General features: G+C 67.5%; 17 protein-coding genes and 1 tRNA gene. 4 read left to right on the top strand and 14 right to left on the bottom strand.

The genetic code is table 11. From position 1 onward, the window contains the following. The first annotated feature begins 411 nt into the window (after positions 1-411). A complete protein-coding gene (locus tag OG407_RS30655; RefSeq protein WP_405862860.1) occupies positions 412-771 on the top strand; it encodes a hypothetical protein in 360 nt (119 codons plus the stop codon). A 396-nt stretch (positions 772-1167) separates the two neighbouring features. On the opposite strand, the gene OG407_RS30650 is transcribed toward OG407_RS30655, so the two are convergent. The 11 genes from OG407_RS30650 to OG407_RS30600 form a co-directional block, all read right to left on the bottom strand. Then, positions 1168-5067, bottom strand: a complete 3900-nt coding sequence (locus OG407_RS30650) for a DNA-directed RNA polymerase subunit beta' (protein WP_328680157.1) — start codon at positions 5065-5067, stop codon at positions 1168-1170. A gap of 94 nt (positions 5068-5161) precedes the next feature. Next, positions 5162-8647 (bottom strand): DNA-directed RNA polymerase subunit beta, encoded by a 3486-nt coding sequence (gene rpoB / locus OG407_RS30645; protein WP_328680158.1) that lies wholly within the window; start codon positions 8645-8647, stop codon positions 5162-5164. Positions 8648-9218: 571 nt separating this feature from the next. Continuing rightward, complete coding sequence (rplL, locus tag OG407_RS30640; RefSeq protein WP_365308827.1) at positions 9219-9599, bottom strand: 50S ribosomal protein L7/L12; 381 nt, start codon at positions 9597-9599, stop codon at positions 9219-9221. 123 nt (positions 9600-9722) lie between these two features. Beyond that, positions 9723-10253: a 50S ribosomal protein L10 gene (gene rplJ / locus OG407_RS30635; RefSeq protein WP_359608910.1), complete on the bottom strand. Its 531-nt coding sequence runs from the start codon at positions 10251-10253 to the stop codon at positions 9723-9725. A 265-nt stretch (positions 10254-10518) separates the two neighbouring features. Continuing rightward, positions 10519-10656 (bottom strand): hypothetical protein, encoded by a 138-nt coding sequence (locus tag OG407_RS30630; protein ID WP_405862859.1) that lies wholly within the window; start codon positions 10654-10656, stop codon positions 10519-10521. Between the two features lie 332 nt (positions 10657-10988). Further along, entirely contained in the window at positions 10989-11930 is a 942-nt protein-coding gene (locus tag OG407_RS30625; protein WP_405862858.1) for a hypothetical protein, read from the bottom strand. Between the two features lie 158 nt (positions 11931-12088). After that, entirely contained in the window at positions 12089-12814 is a 726-nt protein-coding gene (rplA, locus tag OG407_RS30620) for a 50S ribosomal protein L1 (protein WP_328680160.1), read from the bottom strand. 80 nt (positions 12815-12894) lie between these two features. Continuing rightward, complete coding sequence (rplK, locus tag OG407_RS30615) at positions 12895-13329, bottom strand: 50S ribosomal protein L11 (protein WP_019072313.1); 435 nt, start codon at positions 13327-13329, stop codon at positions 12895-12897. Positions 13330-13497: 168 nt separating this feature from the next. Continuing rightward, entirely contained in the window at positions 13498-14355 is an 858-nt protein-coding gene (gene nusG, locus OG407_RS30610; RefSeq protein ID WP_405862857.1) for a transcription termination/antitermination protein NusG, read from the bottom strand. A gap of 77 nt (positions 14356-14432) precedes the next feature. Further along, positions 14433-14720, bottom strand: coding sequence for a preprotein translocase subunit SecE (gene secE, locus OG407_RS30605; RefSeq protein ID WP_405862856.1), 288 nt, complete (start codon positions 14718-14720; stop codon positions 14433-14435). Positions 14721-14833: 113 nt separating this feature from the next. Further along, positions 14834-14906 (bottom strand) — tRNA-Trp (locus OG407_RS30600). 260 nt (positions 14907-15166) lie between these two features. Between OG407_RS30600 and OG407_RS30595 the strand changes: the two genes are divergently transcribed. Beyond that, the gene (locus OG407_RS30595; RefSeq protein WP_405862855.1) at positions 15167-16393 is read left to right on the top strand and encodes a pyridoxal phosphate-dependent aminotransferase; all 1227 of its coding nucleotides are present in this window, start codon (positions 15167-15169) and stop codon (positions 16391-16393) included. A 130-nt stretch (positions 16394-16523) separates the two neighbouring features. After that, a complete protein-coding gene (locus tag OG407_RS30590; RefSeq protein WP_405862854.1) occupies positions 16524-17564 on the top strand; it encodes an adenosine deaminase in 1041 nt (346 codons plus the stop codon). 216 nt (positions 17565-17780) lie between these two features. Here the strand turns inward: OG407_RS30590 and OG407_RS30585 are convergent, their stop codons facing one another. Continuing rightward, complete coding sequence (locus OG407_RS30585) at positions 17781-18419, bottom strand: TetR/AcrR family transcriptional regulator (RefSeq protein WP_405862853.1); 639 nt, start codon at positions 18417-18419, stop codon at positions 17781-17783. Between the two features lie 123 nt (positions 18420-18542). Between OG407_RS30585 and OG407_RS30580 the strand changes: the two genes are divergently transcribed. Further along, the gene (locus tag OG407_RS30580) at positions 18543-19175 is read left to right on the top strand and encodes an NAD(P)-dependent oxidoreductase (RefSeq protein WP_405862852.1); all 633 of its coding nucleotides are present in this window, start codon (positions 18543-18545) and stop codon (positions 19173-19175) included. A 17-nt stretch (positions 19176-19192) separates the two neighbouring features. Here the strand turns inward: OG407_RS30580 and OG407_RS30575 are convergent, their stop codons facing one another. Together OG407_RS30575 and OG407_RS30570 are read right to left on the bottom strand one after the other, a co-directional pair. Beyond that, entirely contained in the window at positions 19193-20257 is a 1065-nt protein-coding gene (locus OG407_RS30575) for a UDP-N-acetylmuramate dehydrogenase (RefSeq protein ID WP_405862851.1), read from the bottom strand. Between the two features lie 927 nt (positions 20258-21184). Then, the gene (locus OG407_RS30570; RefSeq protein ID WP_405862850.1) at positions 21185-22648 is read right to left on the bottom strand and encodes a DHA2 family efflux MFS transporter permease subunit; all 1464 of its coding nucleotides are present in this window, start codon (positions 22646-22648) and stop codon (positions 21185-21187) included. Positions 22649-22721 lie beyond the last annotated feature (73 nt).

The following is a 22721-nucleotide window of genomic DNA, read 5'->3' as shown; positions in this document are numbered from 1 at the left end:
CCATCACATCCCCTCTGGAGTGTGTACGAGGCTGAATTGAGCGCGCAAGCGACTGTACCGAGAACAATCAGAATAACTCCGGCCATGGCCAGGATTACACTCACCGCATCCCCCCTTGACTCGACTCCATAACGTTCCAGGTTTCACAGTTCCAGAATCAGGAACCTCAGCCGTGGGCCGCACGCTCAAGGTGTGAATCTGAAGAAAAATACCATGAGCCCCTCAGCGGCAACTCCTGCGCTGGCACACAGAAAGAATCTCAAGAACGAATACCCGGTCAACCGCTGTCGCCATCCGAGGAAAAACGCGAAAGCGAAGTAGAAACAAAGCAGTCCAGCAATAAGGAAACAGCTACCGATAACCCAGAACAGGAAACCCGCCACCTCTCCCCCTCAATCCAACATTCCCGCATTGGATCTTCGAGGGTACCGAGAATCCGTCACGCGAGCAAGACCCAGAACCACCGGTCACTTCGACTCGAAGATTTCCGAGCTGAAGGCAGCGATCGAGAAGGTCGGGAATTCCGCCGGGGCATCCGAAGAGAAAAAGGAGATGAATCAGAGCGGCTGGGAACTCCCCAAGGAGCAGCCGCGCGTCGGAGAAGTTCTGGCGATTTTCAAGCAGATCGCGGATGTTTTCCAGGGTAAGGATCCTCTGGCGAAGATCATCCTGGCCATCGGCGTTGTCGGCGCCTCCGTCGCTCTCGTCGGCAAGGTTCGCGCGCTGATCACCGGTTTCATCGAAAAAACAAAGGCGCCCTGGCGACGTTGAAGAACCTGATGCTGAATGTCACGGGCCAGCTCTCGGGAGGAGAACGCCGGTACATCGGACGGGACGACAACGGCCGACTGGGACTCCGGCCGGAACGTACCTCCGGAGAGACGCAGCAGGCACAGCAGGCGGCCGGTCGGCAGTTCCGTCAGCGGACACGACAGCTCGGCCGCGGCGCCTCGGGGGTGCCCTCGGCCGCCAACTCGCCGAGCACGAACAGCGGTTGGACGCCCTGGAACGCTCCCGCCGGCCGCTGGCGAGCATCGGCGCGCTGGCCGCCGTAGCGACTGTCGTGGTCACCGGGCTCGAAATCACCGCGCGCTGAGACAACGCCGAAGGGCGGCCACCCCGTACGAAACGGAGTGACCGCCCTTCAGTTCAACTCAGGCTGCTCGCCTACTGGTTGTACGGACCGTAGTCGTAGTCCTCCAGCGGTACGGCCTGGCCGGAGCCCGTGCCGAACGGCGAGTAGTCGATGTCGTCGTAGCCGACGGCCGAGTACATCGCGGCCTTGGCTTCCTCGGTCGGCTCGACCCGGATGTTGCGGTAGCGGGACAGGCCCGTACCGGCCGGGATGAGCTTACCGATGATGACGTTCTCCTTGAGGCCGATCAGGGAGTCGGACTTGGCGTTGATCGCCGCGTCCGTCAGCACCCTGGTCGTCTCCTGGAAGGACGCCGCCGACAGCCAGGACTCCGTGGCCAGCGAGGCCTTGGTGATACCCATGAGCTGCGGACGACCGGAGGCCGGGTGACCGCCCTCCTGGACCACACGACGGTTCTCCTGCTCGAAGCGCGAGCGCTCGACCAGCTCGCCGGGCAGCAGCTCGGCGTCGCCGGACTCGATGATCGTCACGCGGCGGAGCATCTGCCGGATGATGATCTCGATGTGCTTGTCGTGGATCGACACACCCTGCGAGTTGTAGACCTTCTGGACCTCGCCGACCAGGTGGACCTGGACGGCACGCTGACCCAGGATGCGCAGCACGTCGTGCGGGTTGGTGGCACCCACGGTGAGCTTCTGGCCCACCTCGACGTGCTCGCCCTCGCTGACCAGGAGACGGGCACGCTTCGAGATCGGGAACGCCGTCTCGTCGCTGCCGTCGTCCGGGGTGACGACGAGCTTCTTGGTCTTCTCGGTCTCCTCGATCCGCACGCGGCCCTGGGCCTCGGAGATCGGGGCGACACCCTTCGGCGTACGAGCCTCGAAGAGCTCGACGACACGGGGCAGACCCTGGGTGATGTCGTCACCGGCCACACCACCGGTGTGGAAGGTACGCATCGTCAGCTGGGTACCGGGCTCACCGATGGACTGGGCGGCGATGATGCCGACCGCCTCACCGATGTCGACCAGCTTGCCGGTGGCCAGCGAGCGGCCGTAGCACATGGCGCAGGTGCCGACGGCGGACTCGCAGGTCAGGACCGAGCGGGTCTTGACCGTCTCGATGCCGTGCTTGACCAGCTCGTCGATGAGGACGTCGCCGAGGTCGGTGTTGGCCGGGGCCAGCACCTTGCCGTCGACGGTGATGTCCTCGGCCAGCGCACGGGCGTACACGCTGGTCTCGACGTTGTCGGCCTTGCGCAGGACACCGTCCGCGCCGCGCTCCGCGATGTGCAGCTTGAGGCCGCGGTCGGTGCCGCAGTCCTCCTCGCGGATGATGACGTCCTGGGAGACGTCGACCAGACGACGGGTGAGGTAACCCGAGTCGGCGGTACGGAGGGCCGTGTCCGCCAGACCCTTACGAGCACCGTGAGTCGAGATGAAGTACTCCAGCACCGACAGGCCCTCACGGAAGGAGGCCTTGATCGGACGCGGGATCGTCTCGTTCTTGGCGTTCGACACCAGGCCGCGCATACCCGCGATCTGACGCATCTGCATCATGTTTCCTCGGGCACCCGAGTCGACCATCATGAAGATGGGGTTGGTCTTCGGGAAGTTCGCGTTCATCGCCTCGGCAACCTCGTTGGTCGCCTTGGTCCAGATCGCGATGAGCTCCTGCGTGCGCTCTTCCTTGGTGATCAGACCGCGCTCGTACTGCTTCTGGACCTTCTCGTCCTGCGCCTCGTAGCCCTTGACGATCTCCTTCTTCGCCTCGGGAACGACGACGTCGGAGATGGCCACGGTGACACCGGAACGGGTCGCCCAGAAGAAGCCGGCCGCCTTCAGGTTGTCGAGCGTCGCCGCCACGATGACCTTGGGGTAGCGCTCGGCCAGGTCGTTGACGATCTCGGAGAGCTGCTTCTTGCCCACCGAGTAGTCGACGAACGGGTAGTCCTCGGGCAGCAGCTCGTTGAAGAGCGCGCGGCCCAGGGTCGTCTTCAGGCGGAAGGTGTCACCCTGCTGCCACTCGGGCTCGCCCTCCTCGCGGACCGGCGGCACCCAGCCACGCGGCGGAATGGTGCCCACCGGGAAGCGGATGTCCACGGCCGACTGGAGCGCCAGCTCGCCGCCGTCGAACGCCATCGTCGCCTCGGCCGTGGAGCCGAACGCACGGCCCTCGCCCTTGACGTCGCGGAGTTCACCGTCGGTGGTGAGGAAGAACAGGCCCAGCACCATGTCCTGGGTCGGCATGGTGACGGGACGACCGTCGGCCGGCTTCAGGATGTTGTTCGAGGACAGCATCAGGATGCGGGCCTCGGCCTGCGCCTCCGCGGAGAGCGGCAGGTGTACGGCCATCTGGTCGCCGTCGAAGTCCGCGTTGAACGCGGTGCAGACGAGCGGGTGGATCTGGATGGCCTTGCCCTCGACCAGCTGCGGCTCGAAGGCCTGGATGCCGAGGCGGTGCAGCGTGGGCGCACGGTTCAGCAGAACCGGGTGCTCGGCGATGACCTCTTCGAGGACGTCGTAGACGACCGTGCGGCCGCGCTCGACCATCCGCTTCGCCGACTTGATGTTCTGCGCGTGGTTCAGGTCCACCAGGCGCTTCATCACGAACGGCTTGAAGAGCTCCAGCGCCATGGCCTTCGGCAGACCGCACTGGTGCAGCTTCAGCTGCGGACCGACGACGATCACGGAACGCGCGGAGTAGTCCACGCGCTTGCCGAGCAGGTTCTGACGGAAGCGACCCTGCTTGCCCTTGAGCATGTCGGACAGCGACTTCAGCGGACGGTTGCCGGGGCCCGTCACCGGGCGGCCACGACGGCCGTTGTCGAAGAGCGCGTCGACGGCCTCCTGAAGCATGCGCTTCTCGTTGTTCACGATGATCTCGGGGGCGCCGAGGTCGAGAAGCCGCTTCAGGCGGTTGTTGCGGTTGATCACACGGCGGTACAGGTCGTTCAGGTCGGAGGTCGCGAAGCGGCCACCGTCCAGCTGCACCATCGGGCGGAGGTCCGGCGGGATGACCGGGACGCAGTCGAGGACCATGCCCTTGGGGCTGTTGGAGGTCTGCAGGAAGGCAGACACGACCTTCAGCCGCTTCAGCGCACGGGTCTTCTTCTGGCCCTTGCCGGTACGGATGATCTCGCGAAGCCGCTCGGCCTCTTCATCCAGGTCGAAGGACTCCAGGCGCTTCTGCAGCGCCGCGGCACCCATCGAACCGTCGAAGTACGTGCCGAAGCGGTCACGCAGCTCGCGGTAGAGCAGCTCGTCACCTTCAAGGTCCTGGACCTTGAGGTTCTTGAACCGGGTCCACACCTCGTCCAGGCGGTCGATCTCGCGCTGCGCACGGTCGCGCAGCTGCTTCATCTCCCGCTCGGCACCTTCGCGCACCTTGCGGCGCACGTCGGCCTTGGCGCCCTCGGCCTCAAGCTCGGCCAGGTCGGTCTCAAGCTTCTTGGCGCGGGCTTCGAGGTCGGAGTCACGCCGGTTCTCGACCTGCTGACGCTCCACGGAGACGTGCGCCTCCAGCGAGGGCAGGTCACGCGTACGGCGCTCTTCGTCGACGAACGTGATCATGTACGCCGCGAAGTAGATGACCTTTTCGAGGTCCTTCGGGGCGAGGTCGAGCAGGTATCCCAGCCGGGACGGGACACCCTTGAAGTACCAGATGTGGGTGACGGGGGCGGCCAGTTCGATGTGGCCCATCCGCTCACGGCGCACCTTCGCGCGGGTCACCTCGACGCCGCAGCGCTCACAGATGATGCCCTTGAAGCGAACGCGCTTGTACTTGCCGCAGTAGCACTCCCAGTCCCGGGTCGGACCGAAGATCTTCTCGCAGAAGAGTCCGTCCTTTTCGGGCTTGAGCGTGCGGTAGTTGATGGTCTCAGGCTTCTTGACCTCGCCGTGGCTCCACTGACGGATGTCGTCAGCGGTGGCCAGACCGATCCGGAGCTCATCGAAGAAGTTGACGTCGAGCACTATGCGTCAATCCCTCTCAGGGTTGTAAGTCTTGGGGTCTGATACGGGGGTCCTGGGGCCGGAGACCTGCGTGGCGCAGGTCTCCGGACTCCCGTCAGACCTCTTCGACGCTGCTCGGCTCACGCCGGGACAGGTCGATGCCGAGCTCCTCCGCTGCGCGGAAGACATCCTCGTCGGTGTCACGCATCTCGATGGACATACCGTCACTGGACAGCACCTCCACGTTCAGGCAGAGCGACTGCATCTCCTTGATGAGCACCTTGAAGGACTCGGGGATGCCGGGCTCGGGGATGTTCTCGCCCTTGACGATGGCCTCGTAGACCTTCACGCGGCCGGTCACGTCGTCGGACTTGATCGTCAGCAGTTCCTGGAGGGCGTAAGCGGCGCCATAAGCCTCAAGCGCCCACACCTCCATCTCGCCGAAGCGCTGACCACCGAACTGCGCCTTACCACCCAGCGGCTGCTGGGTGATCATCGAGTACGGACCGGTCGAACGGGCGTGCAGCTTGTCGTCGACCAGGTGGTGCAGCTTCAGGATGTACATGTAGCCGATCGAGACCGGCTCCGGGAACGGCTCGCCGGAGCGGCCGTCGAACAGGTTGGCCTTGCCGGAGGGCTTGACCAGCCGGTCGCCGTCGCGGTTCGGGATGGTGGCCTGGAAGAGACCGGAGATCTCGTCCTCGCGGGCACCGTCGAAGACCGGGGTCGCGACGTTGGTACCCGGCGCGACCTGGTCGGCGCCGATGACCTGCAGGCGCTTCGCCCAGTCCTCGCTGAAGCCGGAGACGTCCCAGCCGCGGCTGGCGAGCCAGCCGAGGTGGATCTCCAGGACCTGTCCCGGGTTCATTCGGGACGGGACACCCAGCGGGTTCAGGATGATGTCGACCGGGGTGCCGTCCTCAAGGAACGGCATGTCCTCGATCGGCAGGATCTTGGAAATGACACCCTTGTTGCCGTGGCGGCCGGCCAGCTTGTCGCCGTCGGTGATCTTGCGCTTCTGCGCAACATACACCCGGACCAACTGGTTGACGCCGGGCGGCAGTTCGTCGCCCTCCTCGCGGTCGAAGACGCGGACGCCGATGACCTTGCCGATCTCGCCGTGCGGCACCTTCAGCGAGGTGTCGCGCACCTCGCGCGCCTTCTCACCGAAGATCGCGCGGAGCAGGCGCTCCTCGGGGGTCAGCTCGGTCTCGCCCTTGGGCGTGACCTTGCCGACGAGGATGTCGCCGGCGACGACCTCGGCACCGATACGGATGATGCCGCGCTCGTCGAGGTCGGCGAGGACCTCCTCGGAGACGTTCGGGATGTCCCGGGTGATCTCCTCGGGGCCCAGCTTGGTGTCACGGGCGTCGACCTCGTGCTCCTCGATGTGGATCGAGGAGAGGACGTCGTCCTGTACGAGGCGCTGCGACAGGATGATCGCGTCCTCGTAGTTGTGACCCTCCCAGGGCATGAACGCCACGAGCAGGTTCTTGCCGAGCGCCATCTCGCCGAACTCGGTCGCCGGGCCGTCGGCCAGCACCTGGCCGGCGATGACCCGGGCGCCCTCGTCCACGACAACCTTCTGGTTGACGGAGGTGCCCTGGTTGGAGCGGGAGAACTTGGCGAGGCGGTACGTGGTGTACGTGCCGTCGTCGTTGGCGGTGGTGATGTAGTCCGCGGAGACCTCCTGGACCACACCGTCCTTCTCCGACTTCAGGACGTCACCGGCGTCGACCGCGCAGCGGTACTCCATGCCGGTGCCGACCAGCGGCGCCTCGGACTTGATGAGGGGCACGGCCTGACGCATCATGTTCGCGCCCATGAGGGCACGGTTGGCGTCGTCGTGCTCCAGGAAGGGGATCATCGCGGTCGCGACGGACACCATCTGGCGCGGGGAGACGTCCATGTAGTCGACGTCGTCACCGGGGACGTAGTCGACCTCTCCGCCACGACGGCGGACCAGGACGCGGGACTCCTCGAACCGGAAGTCGTCCCCGAGCGGCGCGTTGGCCTGCGCGATGACGAATCGGTCCTCTTCGTCGGCGGTCAGGTAGTCGACCTCGTCGGTGACGACACCGTCGGTGACCCGGCGGTACGGCGTCTCGACGAAACCGAACGCGTTGACCCGGCCGTAGGAGGCGAGCGAGCCGATCAGGCCGATGTTCGGGCCTTCAGGGGTCTCGATCGGGCACATGCGGCCGTAGTGCGAGGGGTGCACGTCACGGACCTCGAAGCCGGCCCGCTCACGGGAGAGACCACCCGGGCCAAGAGCCGACAGGCGGCGCTTGTGGGTGAGACCCGACAGCGGGTTGTTCTGGTCCATGAACTGCGACAGCTGGCTGGTGCCGAAGAACTCCTTGATGGAGGCGACGACCGGCCGGATGTTGATCAGGGTCTGCGGCGTGATCGCCTCGACGTCCTGGGTCGTCATCCGCTCGCGGACGACTCGCTCCATACGCGCCAGGCCCGTACGGACCTGGTTCTGGATGAGCTCGCCGACGTTACGCAGACGACGGTTGCCGAAGTGGTCGATGTCGTCGGTCTCGACGACGATCGTCGTGCCGTTGTCCCCGACGGTCTCGGTCTCGCCGGCGTGCAGCTTCACCAGGTACTTGATCGACGAGATGATGTCCTCGACGGTCAGCACACCGGCGTCCAGCGGGGCTTCGCTGCCCAGCTTCTTGTTGACCTTGTAACGGCCGACCTTGGCGAGGTCGTAGCGCTTCGGGTTGAAGTAGAGGTTCTCAAGAAGCGTCTGCGCGGCCTCGCGGGTCGGGGGCTCGCCCGGACGCAGCTTGCGGTAGATGTCGAGGAGCGCGTCGTCCTGGCCCTGGGTGTGGTCCTTCTCCAGGGTGGCGCGCATGGACTCGTACTCGCCGAACTCCTCCAGGATCTGCTCGGTCGTCCAACCGAGAGCCTTGAGCAGGACGGTGACGGACTGCTTGCGCTTGCGGTCGATGCGGACACCGACCATGTCGCGCTTGTCGATCTCCATCTCCAGCCAGGCACCCCGGGACGGGATGACCTTGGTGGAGAAGATGTCCTTGTCGGACGTCTTGTCGATCGAGGAGTCGAAGTAGACGCCCGGCGAACGGACCAGCTGCGACACGACGACACGCTCGGTGCCGTTGATGACGAAGGTGCCCTTGTTGGTCATGAGCGGGAAGTCGCCCATGAAGACCGTCTGGGACTTGATCTCGCCGGTCTCGTTGTTGGTGAACTCAGCGGTTACGAAGAGCGGGGCGGCGTACGTGAAGTCGCGCTCCTTGCACTCGTCGATGCTGTTCTTGGGAGGTTCGAAACGGTGGTCGCGGAAGGTCAGAGACATCGACCCGGAGAAGTCCTCGATCGGAGAGATCTCCTCGAAGATCTCCTCCAGACCGGACTTCGTGGGGACGTCCTGACCCGACTCCAGAGCCGCCTCGACCCGACTCTGCCAGGCGGAGTTGCCGAGCAGCCAGTCGAAGCTCTCGGTCTGCAACGCGAGCAGGTTGGGAACCTCGAGGGGCTCCTTGATCTTTGCAAAGGAGATGCGCAGCGGGGCGGTGCTGGCGCCGTTGTTCATATTCGCGGTCGAGGCAGTGCGCGAGGCGGCCAAGAGGGGGTCCTTCCGAGGGCTCGGACTCACTACGCGCGTACCGGCCCCTCGCAGGGGCAAAGAGACATGGACTTCCTGAGACGGCCCGGAAAGGCCAGGTCAGGGTTGGTCCGGTCATCGATGCTCAAGTGAGGGCATGCCCCTGGTGACGGGCAGGGAGCAGCTAACAGGCAGCGCAAAGGGTCAGTGTAGCCACTTGGCGCACTGATGTCCAGCCCCGCTTTTTTGAGACCCTCGTCGTGCTCAACACCCTCGGCAAGCTCACGTCCTCAACGCGTTGATACTGCCCTCTTCGCCGCCGATCCATGCCTCGGATTCGGATCGTTGTGACGACGCGTCCTGAGAATTGCGCGCTGCGTGCGGTTCGTCAAGGCCTCCATGGCCCACACCACATGCCACCAGGGATGCTCGGAGGCCCGAAGAAGATCACCATACTCCGCGAACCCCTGATCGCAAGGCTGCCGCTCACCCGACCCAGGAACGCCGAAGAGCGACCACCCAGATGGATGATCGCTCTTCAGTGCTGAGGCGTTACAAGGTCCTTGGGACCTCGTCCACGACCTCGACGGTGTTACTTGACCTCGACCGAGGCGCCGGCGGCCTTGAGGGACTCGGCGGCCTTCTCGGCGACGTCCTTGGCGACCTTCTCGACGACGGGCTTCGGGGCGCCGTCCACGAGGTCCTTGGCCTCCTTGAGACCCAGCGAGGTCAGCTCACGCACGACCTTGATGACCTGGATCTTCTTCTCGCCGGCACCCGTGAGGATGACGTCGAACTCGTCCTGCTCCTCGGGGGCGTCAGCGGCGGCGGCCGGGCCGGCCGGCGCAGCGGCGACCGCGGCGGCGGCGGTGACGTCGAACTTGTCCTCGAACGCCTTCACGAACTCGGAAAGCTGGATGAGGGTCATGGTCTCGAACTCGGCGAGCAGTTCGTCCTGGGTGAGAGCCACGATGGCTTCCTTCCACTAATTTCGGCTGGTGCCGGGGTGTACATGTCTGGCGGGCGTACGTTCGGCCCGCTACGACCGTTGCCGTGGGGCGCGGAGCCTCAGGCGGCGGTCATGATGCGAGCCGAATTACTCGGCACCGCCCTGCTCTTCTTGCTTGGCGCGAAGGGCGTCCACCGTGCGGACGAGCTTCGACGGAAGCGCCTGGAAGAGCTGCGCAGCCTGAGTCTGCTTGCCCTTGAAGGCACCCGCCAGCTTGGAGAGCAGAACCTCGCGGGACTCAAGGTCCGCGAGCTTCTTGATCTCGTCGGCGGACAGCACCTTGCCGTCAAGGACACCGCCCTTGATGACGAGGTTCGGGTTGTCCTTGGCGAAGTCACGAAGACCCTTCGCCGACTCCACCGGGTCACCGGTGATGAAGGCGACCGCCGTCGGACCGTTGAACAGGTCGTCGAGCGTAGAGATCCCGGCCTCATTGGCCGCAATCTTGGTCAGCGTGTTCTTCACCACGGCGTACTGGGCGTTCTCACCGAGCGAACGACGCAGCGTCTTGAGCTGCGCCACGGTGAGACCCCGGTACTCGGTCAGCACGGCGGCGTTCGAGTCGCGGAACTGGTCCGCGAGCTCGGCTACCGCGGCAGCCTTGTCGGGCCTTGCCATAGAGCGTCGGCCTCCTTCCGGGTGATGAGGACCGCTCAGAAGGGGCTGGGACAGAAAAAACGCCCCGGCGCAGGCGCACGGGGCGTAGCTCGACCGGAAACAACATCTCCGGGAACACATCCAGTTCACCTGCGCGGGCCGTCCACTGTTCAGCGGATCCTTCGGTCACCACACCCTTTGACAGGCACGGCAACGACCAGCGGTCTTTGGCTTCTGGACCACCGTACGCGAGCGCCACGGACGGAAGCAAATCCGCCCGTACGGCTCAGCCCTGGGCGTCCATCATCAGCGCGGCGACCGTCATGTCGAGCGAGCCCTTCTCGCCCTCGCCGCGCATCCGGAACGGCTTGGCGCGGCCGTCGCCGTCGACCCACATGTCCATGGTCGGCGCATCGACGCCCATCCCCGCGTACGGCTTGACCCTCGCCTCACGCCGCTCCCCGGTGGCCTTACATCGGCGAGGGCGGCCTTGCCGACGTACAGCGCCGCCCGGCCCTTGCCGACGCCCTTCCCCGTCTTCTTCGACGCCTCCGCTACGGCGGCCGCGCACGCCATGTCCGGCGACTGGTCCGCGAGGAGCTTCGAGCAGTCGACGGTACCGACGGCGACGAGCAGGGCGGCGAGCCCGGCGAATTCCCGTGCGCCTCGGCAAGCTCCCGTGGGCCCTCGAAGTCCCTTGGCCCCGACCGGAGTTGACCCTGGCCGGACTTGCGCCCGACCGGAGTTGTGAGCGGCTCAGGAGCTCGTGCCGGACCCCGTCGCCGTGTCGGCGCTGCCCGGTGTCAGGCCCTGCTGCTTCAGCAGTGCCGTGAAGTCCTCGGTGTCGCTCGCCGGGGGCACGGTCGCGTCGACCTTCACGCCGTAGTCGCTGTAGTAGGCGGTCTGGGTGTACTGGCCCGAGGACATCTGGCCCTTCTCGACCTTCTTGACCAGCAGGTTCTGGGCGTTGACCCAGATGTCGACCTGCTCCGTGGTGACGCCGGCCGCGATGAGCTGCTTCTTGAGGCCGGCGAGCTGGCTGGCGGTGAGGTTGGAGTTCTTGGCGGCGAGGTCGGCGACGTTCACCGTGCCCGAGTAGTGCGTGGCCTGCTGGCCGCGGACCGACTCCGTACCGGCCTTCTTGACGTCCCCGGAGGCGAGCAGGAGCTTCACCGACTGGTTCGGCGTGGAGTTCTGCATCTGGTCCTTGAGGTACGCGCCGGAGCTGCCGCCGAGCTTGGCCAGGTCGTCGTACGCGTACTTCAGCCAGTGCTTGCCGCCCGCCTGCTCGGCGAACTTGTCGCCCATCTTCGCGTAGTAGGCGTCGGGCAGATAGCGGGCCTCCATCGACGTGCTGCCGGCCGCGCGCATCGTCTGGGCCATCGTGCCGCCGGTGTACGTCATCGTGAGGACGCCGGTGATGCCGTCGCCCCAGCCGAGGTCGCCCTTGGCGTCCATGGACATCAGGGAGCCCATCACGGTGGAGGACTCGACCTTCGCGGAGTCCGCCTTGTCGGTGGACTGCTCGGCGCTGCGCAGGGCCGCTATGGGGCTCACCCGGGTCGAGCCCTTGCCCACGGCCTTGTCGTCCTTGCCGGAGCCTCCGGAGGACCCCGAGGAACCACAGGCGGCCACCGAGGCCAGCGCGGTGGCCACCGCGATCGAGAGACCCACCCGGCGCACGGTCGTGCTCTTCATTCGTCCCCACCCCTATGCGATTGCTGTGCCTGCCAGAAACGCTAGCGCAGCGCACTGACACCCCGTCCGGAAAGAGGACGAGCCCCGCAACTCGAAGGTTGCGGGGCTCGCTGAATCCTGACGCGCGCTGGACGCGGCTACCGGAGTGAGCGCGGGGCTCAGACGGAGGCCGGGTCCTCCTCGACGAGGAGGTTGCGGGTGCGGTTCGGGTCGAGCGGAACGCCGGGGCCGATCGTGGTGCTGATCGCGGCCTTCTTGATGTAGCGACCCTTGGCGGCGGACGGCTTCAGACGAAGGATCTCGTCCAGGGCCGCGCCGTAGTTCTCCACCAGCTGGGTGTCGTCGAAGGACGCCTTGCCGATGATGAAGTGCAGGTTCGAGTGCTTGTCGACGCGGAACTCGATCTTGCCGCCCTTGATCTCGTTGACGGCCTTGACCACGTCCGGCGTCACGGTGCCGGTCTTGGGGTTCGGCATCAGACCACGGGGACCGAGCACGCGGCCCAGGCGGCCGACCTTGCCCATGAGGTCCGGGGTGGCGACGACGGCGTCGAAGTCCAGCCGGCCCTTCGCCACCTCGTCGATGAGTTCGTCGGAACCGACGATGTCGGCGCCCGCGGCGAGCGCGGCCTCGGCACGGTCACCGGTCGCGAAGACCAGGACCCGGGCGGTCTTGCCGGTGCCGTGCGGGAGGTTCACGGTGCCACGGACCATCTGGTCCGCCTTGCGCGGGTCGACACCCAGACGGAAGGCGACCTCGACGGTGCCGTCGAACTTGGAGGTGGAGGTCTCCTTGGCGAGACGGACGGCCTCGAGCGGGGCGTAGAGCTTCTCCCGGTCGATCTTGGCGTCCGCAGCGCGGAGAGACTTGCTGCGCTTGCTCACTACTGCTCCTGTGTGTGTTCTTGAGGAGTCGTGGTGTGGGCCGAGCAGGCCCTGCCACGGTCTTTCCTACGAGGTGAAGGTCAGCCCTCGACCGTGATGCCCATGGAACGGGCGGTGCCGGCGATGATCTTCGACGCGGCGTCCAGGTCGTTGGCGTTCAGGTCGGGAAGCTTGGTCGTGGCGATCTCACGGACCTGCGCCTGGGTGATCTTGGCGACCTTGGTCTTGTGCGGCTCGCCCGAGCCCTTCTCGACACCGGCGGCCTTGAGGATCATCTTCGCGGCCGGCGGAGTCTTGGTGACGAAGGTGAAGGAGCGGTCTTCGTAGACCGTGATCTCCACCGGGATCACCCAGCCACGCTGCGACTCGGTCGCCGCGTTGTAGGCCTTGCAGAACTCCATGATGTTGACGCCGTGCTGACCGAGCGCGGGGCCGACCGGCGGGGCCGGGTTCGCCGCACCGGCGTTGATCTGGAGCTTGATGAGCCCCGTGACCTTCTTCTTCTTGGGAGGCATTGCTCTCTCCGGGTCCTAGTGAGAGTGTTCGGCCTCTGTCCGGTTAATCCGGATGGAGGCATACCGCACAACGATAACGGGTATCTATGTGCGGCTAAAAACCGCGCAGGTCAGAGAGGCTTTTGACAGCCTGTCTGACCTGCGCGGAAGACGTAACTCCAGGAAGAACTAGTTCTTCTGGATCTGGTCGAAGGAGAGCTCCACCGGCGTCTCGCGGCCGAAGATCTCGACGAGACCCTTGACCTTCTTCGAGTCGGCGTTGATCTCGTTGATCGTGGCCTGCAGCGTCGCGAACGGCCCGTCCGTGACGGTGACCGAGTCGCCCACCTCGAAGTCCAGCACCTGGACCTCGACCTTGCGCTGCGGCATCGGCTTGCCCTCGGCCTCCGCGGCCTCGCGCGCGGCCTTCTCCTCGGCCTCCGGGGCGAGCATCTTGACGATCTCGTCCAGGGTCAGCGGGTACGGGTCGTAGGCGTTGCCCACGAAGCCGGTGACACCGGGGGTGTTGCGGACGACGCCCCAGGACTCGTTCGTCAGGTCCATGCGGACCAGGACGTAGCCCGGGAGCTTGTTCTGCTTGATCGTCTTGCGCTCGCCGTTCTTGATCTGCGCGACCTCTTCCTGCGGCACCTCGGCCGCGAAGATGAAGTCCTCGACGTTCAGCGAGACGGCGCGCTGCTCCAGGTTGGTCTTCACGCGGTTCTCGTAACCGGCGTACGTGTGGATGACGTACCACTCGCCGGGCAGGAGACGCAGTTCCTCACGCAGGGCGACGACGGGGTCGACGGGCTCGGCCGGTTCGGCCTCTTCCTCGTCGTCCTCGGCCGTGGCCTCGTCGTCGAGGTCCTCGGTCGCTTCCGCTTCCTCGTCCTCGACGTGTACGGCGGCTTCCTCGGCCGGCTCGCCCGCGTCGGCGTCCGCAGCCTCGACCTCGTCCAGCTCCTCGTCCGCGCCCTCGACGATGTCGAGTTCGTCTTCCACGGACTCGTCCGGCTCGACGGCCTCGTTCAGGTTCGGGTCAGACACGTGGCTGCTTCTTCCTGGATACATGGGGGTGGAACACGCGAAAGGGGCGCCGGTCAGGGCGCCCTTCGCTTCCGGCCTCAGCCGAAGACGTACTTCGCGGCGTGATTGAGTCCATAGTCAATCACGGTCACGAGACCGATCATGATGACGACGAAGACGATGACGACCGTCGTGTACGTCGTCAGCTGGTTACGGGTCGGCCAGACGACCTTGCGGAGTTCCGCGACGATCTGGCGGTAGAAGATGCCGAGGCGCTTGAGCGGGCCCTTCTTGGCGCGCTTGCCACCCTTGCGGGCCTTCTTCTTGGACTCCGTCACCTCGTCCTGGGCATCAGGCATGTCGATGGAGCCCACGGCGTCCGCCATTCATCCTCACCTGTTCCCGGGTCGTGGCCGTGCCGCGCCCGGTCTGAGCCGCACGGCGATGCATTGCTGTACGTACATGCGCTGCGCACACATCCTGGTGAAGGTGTGTGTAGCAGGGCCGGAGGGACTTGAACCCCCAACCGCCGGTTTTGGAGACCGGTGCTCTACCAATTGAGCTACGACCCTTTGTGACGTCCCCAACGTACCGCATCCGCCCGAGTGCTCGGTGTGCACCTGGTAGGGCGCGGCTGTTGAAGGCCAACGAGCTAGGAGTGTACGTGCTCCGGGGCCGGTCGTCGAACAGAAAGTGCCTGTACGGGGATTGCCGGAGGAAGATCGCCCAGGCCGGGGCGGGAATCCGGACGGTTGTTCAACGCTCGCCCGATCCTGTTCAGTCTGTGAAACCGGTGTGCCGGGCGGGTTTCCGGTCTGAAACGATGGGCCCCATGAGCGCCTCAACCCCTCCCACCGAGCGCCGGGTCTCCGCCCGAGTCGGCGCGATCTCCGAGTCCGCCACCCTCGCCGTGGACGCCAAGGCAAAGGCCCTCAAGGCCGCCGGACGTCCGGTGATCGGCTTCGGCGCGGGTGAACCGGACTTCCCGACCCCGGACTACGTCGTCCAGGCCGCCATCGAGGCCTGCTCGAACCCCAAGTACCACCGCTACACCCCGGCCGGCGGTCTGCCGGAGCTGAAGGCCGCGATCGCCGCGAAGACGCTGCGCGACTCGGGCTACGAGGTGGACGCCTCGCAGATCCTGGTCACCAACGGCGGCAAGCAGGCCATCTACGAGGCCTTCGCCGCGATCCTCGACCCGGGCGACGAGGTCATCGTCCCTGCGCCGTACTGGACGACGTACCCGGAGTCGATCCGGCTCGCGGGCGGTGTCCCGGTGGACGTCGTCGCCGACGAGACGACCGGGTACCGCGTCACGGTCGAGCAGTTGGAGGCGGCCCGCACCGAGAACACCAAGGTCGTCCTCTTCGTCTCGCCGTCCAACCCGACCGGCGCCGTCTACAGCGAGGCCGAGGCCGAGGCGATCGGCCGCTGGGCCGTCGAGCACGGCCTGTGGGTCATGACGGACGAGATCTACGAGCACCTGGTCTACGGCGACGCCAAGTTCACCTCGCTGCCCGCGATCCTCCCTGAGCTGCGCGACAAGTGCATCGTGGTCAACGGCGTCGCCAAGACGTACGCCATGACCGGCTGGCGGGTGGGCTGGATCATCGGCCCGAAGGACGTCGTCAAGGCCGCGACCAACCTCCAGTCGCACGCCACCTCGAACGTCTCCAACGTGGCCCAGGTCGCCGCGCTGGCCGCCGTCTCCGGTGATCTGACGGCCGTGGCGGAGATGCGCGAGGCCTTCGACCGCCGTCGTAAGACGATCGTGCGGATGTTGAACGAGATCGACGGCGTGCTCTGCCCGGAGCCCGAGGGCGCGTTCTACGCGTACCCGTCGGTCAAGGCGCTGCTCGGCAAGGAGATCCGCGGCAAGCGCCCCAAGGACTCGGTCGAGCTGGCCGCGCTGATCCTGGAGGAGGCCGAGGTCGCGGTCGTCCCGGGCGAGGCCTTCGGGACCCCCGGTTACCTGCGGCTGTCGTACGCCCTGGGTGACGAGGACCTCGTCGAGGGCGTCAGCCGCATCCAGAAGCTGCTGGCGGAGGCCAAGGGCTGACGTTTTTCGTGCTCCACGCGTGCGTGCGGGCCGTTTCCCTCCGGGGAGGCGGCCCGCTGCTTTGTGCGAGCAAGACCACGATCGAGGAAAGTGGTACCGGGACGGCGGAAACGTACGGCAGGATTCCCAGATGGAGCGTGTACGTGATGTCTCTGAACTGCCGAAAGCCCATCTGCACCTGCACTTCACCGGGTCGATGCGGCCGACCACCGTGCTGGAGCTCGCCGACAAGTACGGCGTACGCCTGCCCGACGCCCTGACCGAGGCGTTGACCAGCGGGGAGCCGCCGAAGCTGCGGGCGACGGACGAGCGGGGCTGGTTCCGTTTCCAGCGGCTGTACGACGCGGCGCGGTCGTGCCTGCGGGAGCCCGAGGACATCCAGCGGCTGGTCCGCGAGGCCGCCGAGGAGGACGTCAGGGACGGCTCGGGCTGGCTGGAGATCCAGGTGGACCCGACGTCGTACGCACCGCGCCTGGGGGGCCTCATCCCGGCGCTGGAGGTGATCCTGGACGCGGTGGAGACGACCTCCCGCGAGACCGGGCTCGGGATGCGGGTCCTGGTGGCCGCGAACCGGATGAAGCACCCCCTGGACGCGCGCACGCTGGCCCGGCTGGCGGTCCGGTACGCGGACCATGGAGTGGTCGGTTTCGGCCTCTCGAACGACGAACGCCGGGGTATGGCACGGGACTTCGACCGGGCCTTCGCGATCGCCCAGGAGGGCGGCCTGCTGTCTGCCCCGCACGGCGGCGAACTGGCGGGCCCGGCCTCGGTGCGGGACTGCCTGGACGACCTGCACGCGACCCGGGTCGGCCACGGGGTGCGCGCGGCGGAGGACCCGCGGCTGATGAAGCGGCTCGCCGACCGGGGCATCACCTGCGAGGTGTGCCCCGCGTCGAACGTGGCCCTGGGCGTCTACGAGAAGCCCGAGGACGTCCCCCTGAGGACCCTCTTCGAAGCGGGCGTCCCGCTGGCCCTCGGCGCCGACGACCCGCTCCTGTTCGGCTCCCGGCTGGCCGCCCAGTACGAGATCGCCCGCCGCTACCACGCCTTCTCGGACCGCGAACTGGCCGAACTGGCCCGGCAGTCGGTCCGCGGATCGGCCGCCCCGGAGGACATGAAGACCAAGCTCCTGTCGGGCATCGACGACTGGCTCAGTGCCCCGGTCTCTTGAAGTGGGCGTAAGGCGGATACGGCTTGAAACAGATCGCGAGCTCGGGGCAGCGCTAGCCGTCCGGGTAGGGAAGTGGAGGGGCGCAGGCCCGCCTCCTGGTGCGCCACCACCAGATCGACCAGTTCCCCGCAGCGGGATGTGCACGACGGTGTGCCGGGAGTACGCGGCGAACGAGAACAGCTCCACACGGGGTGCCTCATGGGGCAAGGGCCCCGGTCAGGAGGGGTTCTCGGCAACGGAGATTCCGCCCAGCAGCGTCCGGGCCAGGCGGGGCGCGAACTCGTCCACGGGCGGTCGTACGCCGGTCCCCGCGGCCTCGTAGGCGAACGCGCGCTGTGCGCAGGCGCCCAGGAGGAGTGACGCGGCCGCGAAGGTGTCCGCGTCGGGGCGGACGCGGCCGGCGGCCTGTTCGGCGCGCAGATAGGCGTCCAGGGCCTCGATCGGCTTGTGGGGGCCCGAGCCGAGCTGCCGCAGGGCCTCGTCGTGGCGTCGCTTGAGCTGGGTCTCGGCGTACAGGGAGGCAGCGATCGGGAAGCTCTGCTCGTAGAAGAGGGCCGCCTGGCGGGCGATCTCGGTGAGGTTGTCCTCCAGGGAGTGCCGTCCGGGCTCGGCGGCGAGGCTGCGCAGCAGTGGGGTCAGCTGGGGCAGCCGTTCCGTGAGGACGCGGATGAACAGCTCCTCCTTGCCGGCGAAGTACTTGTAGAGCGCGGCTTCGGAGCAGCCGGCGGCCTTCGCGATCTCCTTGGTGGTCGCCTTGGCCAGGCCGACGGTGAGCATCAACTCGTGGGCGGCGTCGAGGATGCGGACCCGGGCGGGTTTCTGCGCGGCGGGCTCCGCCGCCTGTTTCTGCTGCATGGGGCCCAAGGATTCCACGGCCGGTCCGTTCGGGCTTGACGGGTGGGTGAGTACTTACTCACTCTAGAGGGAGGCAGGGGTGAGTAAACACTCACCCACCTCGTACAGGGGCAGGAGTGCGCCATGAAGCTCACCGTTTTCGGTGCCACCGGAGGCATCGGCCAGGAGATCGTCCGCCAGGCACTGGCCGCGGGCCACGAGGTCACGGCGGTCGTACGGGACCCGGCACGGCTGACCGCGCGGGGCTCGGGCCTTGAGGTGTTCCGCGCGGACCTCACCGACCCGGAGGCGGTACGCCCGGCGGTCGCGGGCCGGGACGCGGTGCTGTCCGGGCTCGGTGCGCGCAGCCGCAAGGACGCGGGGATCGCGACCCGGCTCACGCGTACGGTCCTGACGGCCATGGAGGCGGAGGGGGTGCGCCGGGTGCTGGTGGTGAGCGCCGGTCCGATCGGCCCGGACCCGGAGGGTGCCGGGCTCCTGGACCGCACCGCGCGCGGGCTGATCTCGGCGCTCCTGAAGGACGTCTACGACGACCTGCGGGAGATGGAGGCGACCCTCGCCGCCAGCGCCACGGACTGGACGAGCGTCCGCCCGCCACGCCTCCAGAACAAGCCGGTGACGGGCACGTACCGCACGGTCGTGGGCGGCTTCCCGGACAAGGGCCGGTTCATCGCGCGGGCCGATGTCGCCCACGCGATGCTGACGATGACCGACGATCCCCGGACGGTGAAACAGGGGGTGGGGCTGGCCTATTGAGGCCGGCCGAGGGGGTTCTACTGGCCGTCGAGGCTGACGCCGACGGTCACCGGTTCGTTGACGAGCGTGACCCCGAAGGTGTCGTGGACCCCGGCGACGACCTCACGCGCGAGGGCGAGCAGGTCGGCCGTGGTCGCCTCGCCCCGGTTGGTGAGGGCGAGGGTGTGCTTCGTGGAGATACGGGCGGGTCCGCTGCCGTACCCCTTGGTGAAGCCGGCCTTGTCGATCAGCCAGGCGGCGGAGGTCTTGGTGTGCCCCTCCCCCGCCGGGTACGCGGGCGGCTCCACGCCCTCCCCGAGGCGCTCCTCCACGCGCGCGTGGAACGCGGTGAACTGCGCGTCGGTGAGGATCGGGTTGGTGAAGAAGGAACCGGCCGACCAGGTGTCGTGGTCCTCGGGATCAAGAACCATGCCCTTCCCGGCACGCAAGGCGAGCACGGTCTCCCGGGCCTGCGCCAACGGCACCCGGTCACCGGGCTCGACCCCGAGGACGCGGGCCGTCTCGGCGTACTTCACGGGCGCCGACAGCCCGTCCGCGTCCTCCAGTTCGAAGCGGACGCGGAGCACGACATACCGCTCGGGCTCGGCCTTGAACCGGCTGTGCCGGTAGGAGAAGGCGCACTCCTCGTTGGTGAGGGTGACCGTCTCGCGGGTGGTGCGGTCGTAGGCGACGACCTCGGTGATCGTGGCGGAGACTTCCTGCCCGTACGCCCCCACGTTCTGGATCGGGGTCGCACCGGCCGAACCGGGAATCCCGGCCAGGCACTCCACACCGGCAAGACCGGCCTCCACGGTGCGGGCGACAGCGTCGGTCCACACCTCACCGGCCGCCAACTCCAGCCGCGTACCGTCGAGTTCGAAGCCACGGGTGGCGATCCGCAGGGCGGTCCCCTCGAACCCCTTGTCCCCGATGACGAGGTTCGACCCGCCCCCGATGACCAACAACGGCGTCCCGGCGTCATCGGCCGCGCGCACGGCGCCGATCACCTCGGCATCGGTGGTCGCGGTGACCAACCGGGTCGCGGGACCACCCAGCCGGAAGGTGGTGAGGGGGGCGAGGGGAGCGTCGTGAAGTTCCTGCACGGGGCCAAGACTACGAGACGGGACTGACAAGTCCGGGGGTGGCGGGGTGGGGGTGGTCATTTTGGTGGGCGGGGGGAGGAGTACGGGGCCGGCGGGGTGGAGCTCCGCGTGTGGGGAGGGCTTCCGGCGCCGAGAGCACGTAGGGCGCCAATGGGGCGCGGGGTACGCGTCCGGCGCCAGGCACCACGTCTGCTGCCGGGCGGGTGGCCGACACCAGCAGCGCGTGACATGCAGGCGCACATCCAGCACTGGTGCCGAACCCGGCATGAGGCACGCCTCCGCCACGGGGCACCGCCTCTACGGCCAGGAGAACGCCCGACACCGGCACCCCATCCGGGACACACGCGCCCAGCACAACGCACGCATCCGGTACAGGACACGCGCCAGACGCGAGTACGAGAACCCACCCGCCACAAGGCAACGCGCCTCAGCACAAGGCAAGTGTCCGACCCGGGTCCCCCAACCGCCGTCGAGCGGGCGCCCAACAGCGCGTGCGCCGCGCAACGCGCGTCCGGCACCGGCACCGCCTCCGGGCACGAGACACGCGCCCAGCGCGATGCACCGCGTCCGCCACTGCCCTCCGCCTCCACCCCGGCCACGCGTCCCCATGCAGCCAACTCCCCGGCCACCACCTCACCGCCCGCGGCGAAGCCGAACGCACACACCCGTAGAACCCCCACCACCGAAGCCGGCCCCCGCGCGCACGCGTGAAGCCCCCCACAATGCCAAGCCCACGCGCGCGTGAAGCTCCCCCGGCGACAGCAGACGCCGGCCCACGCAGAACCCCACCGACGAAGCCGCTCACCCACGTAAAGCCCCACCACCGAACCCGCCCGCCCGCACAAGCCCCACCAACCAAGCCGCACGCACGCGTGAAGCCCCACCACCAATGGCAGGGCCCCACGCGTGCGTGCACAGGCGTCCCGGTCAGCGACCGGCGTTCTCCAGTACCGAGTCGGACTCGGAAGCCCCCACCGGCTCAGCGGATGCGGACGTCGCCGCAAGCTCCGCCGCCCGCCGCCGTGTCGGGATCAGCAGCGTCGCGACTCCCGCGAGGGCGACCACCGCCGCGCCGGTGACCAGCGCGGGCTTCAGGCCGTCGACGAAGGTCTGGGCGGTCTGGTAGCCACCCTGGGCCGAGAAGATCGAGGCCATGATCGCGATGCCGAGGGCGCCGCCGACCTCGCGGAGCGCGTTGTTCGCGCCGGAGGCGATGCCCTGCTCCTGGGGGCGGACGCTGGACATGACCAGGTTGGAGGCCGGTGCGAAGAACAGGGCCATGCCGATGCCGCTGAGGATCAGGCCGGGCAGCTGGGCGCCGTAGGAGACGTCGGTCGTGACCACGTAGGACATCCAGCCGAGGCCGGCCGCCTGGAGGAAGAGGCCCGCGGCGACGACCGGGCGGCCGCCGATGCGGTCGGAGAGGATGCCGGCGATGGGGGCGACGAGCATCGGCATGCCGGTCCAGGGGAGCATCCGCAGGCCCGCCTCGGTGGGCGAGTAGCCGAGGACGCCCTGCATGTACTGGCTGAGCAGGAAGATCGACCCGAACATCCCGAGGAACATCAACAGGCTCGCCGCGTTGATCCCGGAGAAGGCGCGGGAGCGGAACAGCCGCATCGGGAGCATGGGGTTCTTGGCGTTGACGCTGTAGATGATGAATCCGGCGAACAGCGCGCTCCCCGCGAACAGCCCGGTGAGGACGAGCGAGCTGGTCCAGCCGTCGGCGGGCCCGCGGACCAGGCCGTAGACGATCCCGAAGAGGCCGCCGCTGGCGAGCAGGGTGCCGGGGAAGTCGAGCGGGGCGCCGGTGCCGTGGGACTCGGAGAGGCGCAGGCGGGCGAGCGGGATCAGGGCCAGGCCGAGCGGGACGTTCAGCCAGAAGATCCAGTGCCAGGAGATGTGCTCGGTGAGGCTGCCGCCGATGAGGGGTCCGGAGGCGACGGCGAGTCCGTTCACCGCGCCCCATATGCCGAACGCCATCCCGCGCTTGGCGGCGGGTACGGCCGCCGTCAGCAGGGTCAGTGTCAGCGGCATCATGATCGCCGCGCCGACACCCTGGACCGCGCGGGCCGCGATCAGGGAGTCGATCCCGGGCGCCATGGCCGCGGCGGCGGAGGCGACGGTGAAGACGGTGATGCCGACGAGGAAGAGCCGGCGGCGCCCGAACCGGTCGCCGAGCGCCGCGCCGAACATCAGCAGGACGGCGAAGGTGAGCGTGTAGGCGCTCACGGTCCACTCCAGGTCGCCCAGCGCGCCCCCGAGGTCCTTGCGGATGGACGGCAGGGCGGTGGTGACGACGAGGTTGTCCAGGGCCGCCATGAATCCGGCGACGCTGGTGATGACAAGGGCCCAGACCATTCCCCCGCGACGTGCGGTTGGCTGTGACATCGCTCCCCCAAAGGGTGCTCGAACCGATGATTAGTTATTGATGACTAACTTTGCCGGGCATGAAAAGGCGCAG

Origin of the sequence: Streptomyces sp. NBC_01515, from assembly GCF_045040345.1 — a bacterium.
Taxonomy (GTDB): domain Bacteria; phylum Actinomycetota; class Actinomycetes; order Streptomycetales; family Streptomycetaceae; genus Streptomyces.
The sequence above is the reverse complement of the archived record's forward strand: the minus strand, read 5'-3'. Positions and strand labels throughout refer to the sequence as shown.

What these genes read in the sequence shown, in the direction of transcription:
- rplJ (WP_359608910.1), bottom strand. Translation starts at nt 10,253, where the DNA reads ATGGCAAGGCCCGACAAGGCTGCCGCGGTAGCCGAGCTCGCGGACCAG.
- OG407_RS30630 (WP_405862859.1), bottom strand. Translation starts at nt 10,656, where the DNA reads ATGGGCGTCGATGCGCCGACCATGGACATGTGGGTCGACGGCGACGGC.
- OG407_RS30625 (WP_405862858.1), bottom strand. Translation starts at nt 11,930, where the DNA reads ATGAAGAGCACGACCGTGCGCCGGGTGGGTCTCTCGATCGCGGTGGCC.
- rplK (WP_019072313.1), bottom strand. Translation starts at nt 13,329, where the DNA reads ATGCCTCCCAAGAAGAAGAAGGTCACGGGGCTCATCAAGCTCCAGATC.
- secE (WP_405862856.1), bottom strand. Translation starts at nt 14,720, where the DNA reads ATGGCGGACGCCGTGGGCTCCATCGACATGCCTGATGCCCAGGACGAG.
- OG407_RS30595 (WP_405862855.1), top strand. Translation starts at nt 15,167, where the DNA reads ATGAGCGCCTCAACCCCTCCCACCGAGCGCCGGGTCTCCGCCCGAGTC.
- OG407_RS30590 (WP_405862854.1), top strand. Translation starts at nt 16,524, where the DNA reads ATGGAGCGTGTACGTGATGTCTCTGAACTGCCGAAAGCCCATCTGCAC.
- OG407_RS30585 (WP_405862853.1), bottom strand. Translation starts at nt 18,419, where the DNA reads ATGCAGCAGAAACAGGCGGCGGAGCCCGCCGCGCAGAAACCCGCCCGG.
- OG407_RS30580 (WP_405862852.1), top strand. Translation starts at nt 18,543, where the DNA reads ATGAAGCTCACCGTTTTCGGTGCCACCGGAGGCATCGGCCAGGAGATC.
- OG407_RS30570 (WP_405862850.1), bottom strand. Translation starts at nt 22,648, where the DNA reads ATGTCACAGCCAACCGCACGTCGCGGGGGAATGGTCTGGGCCCTTGTC.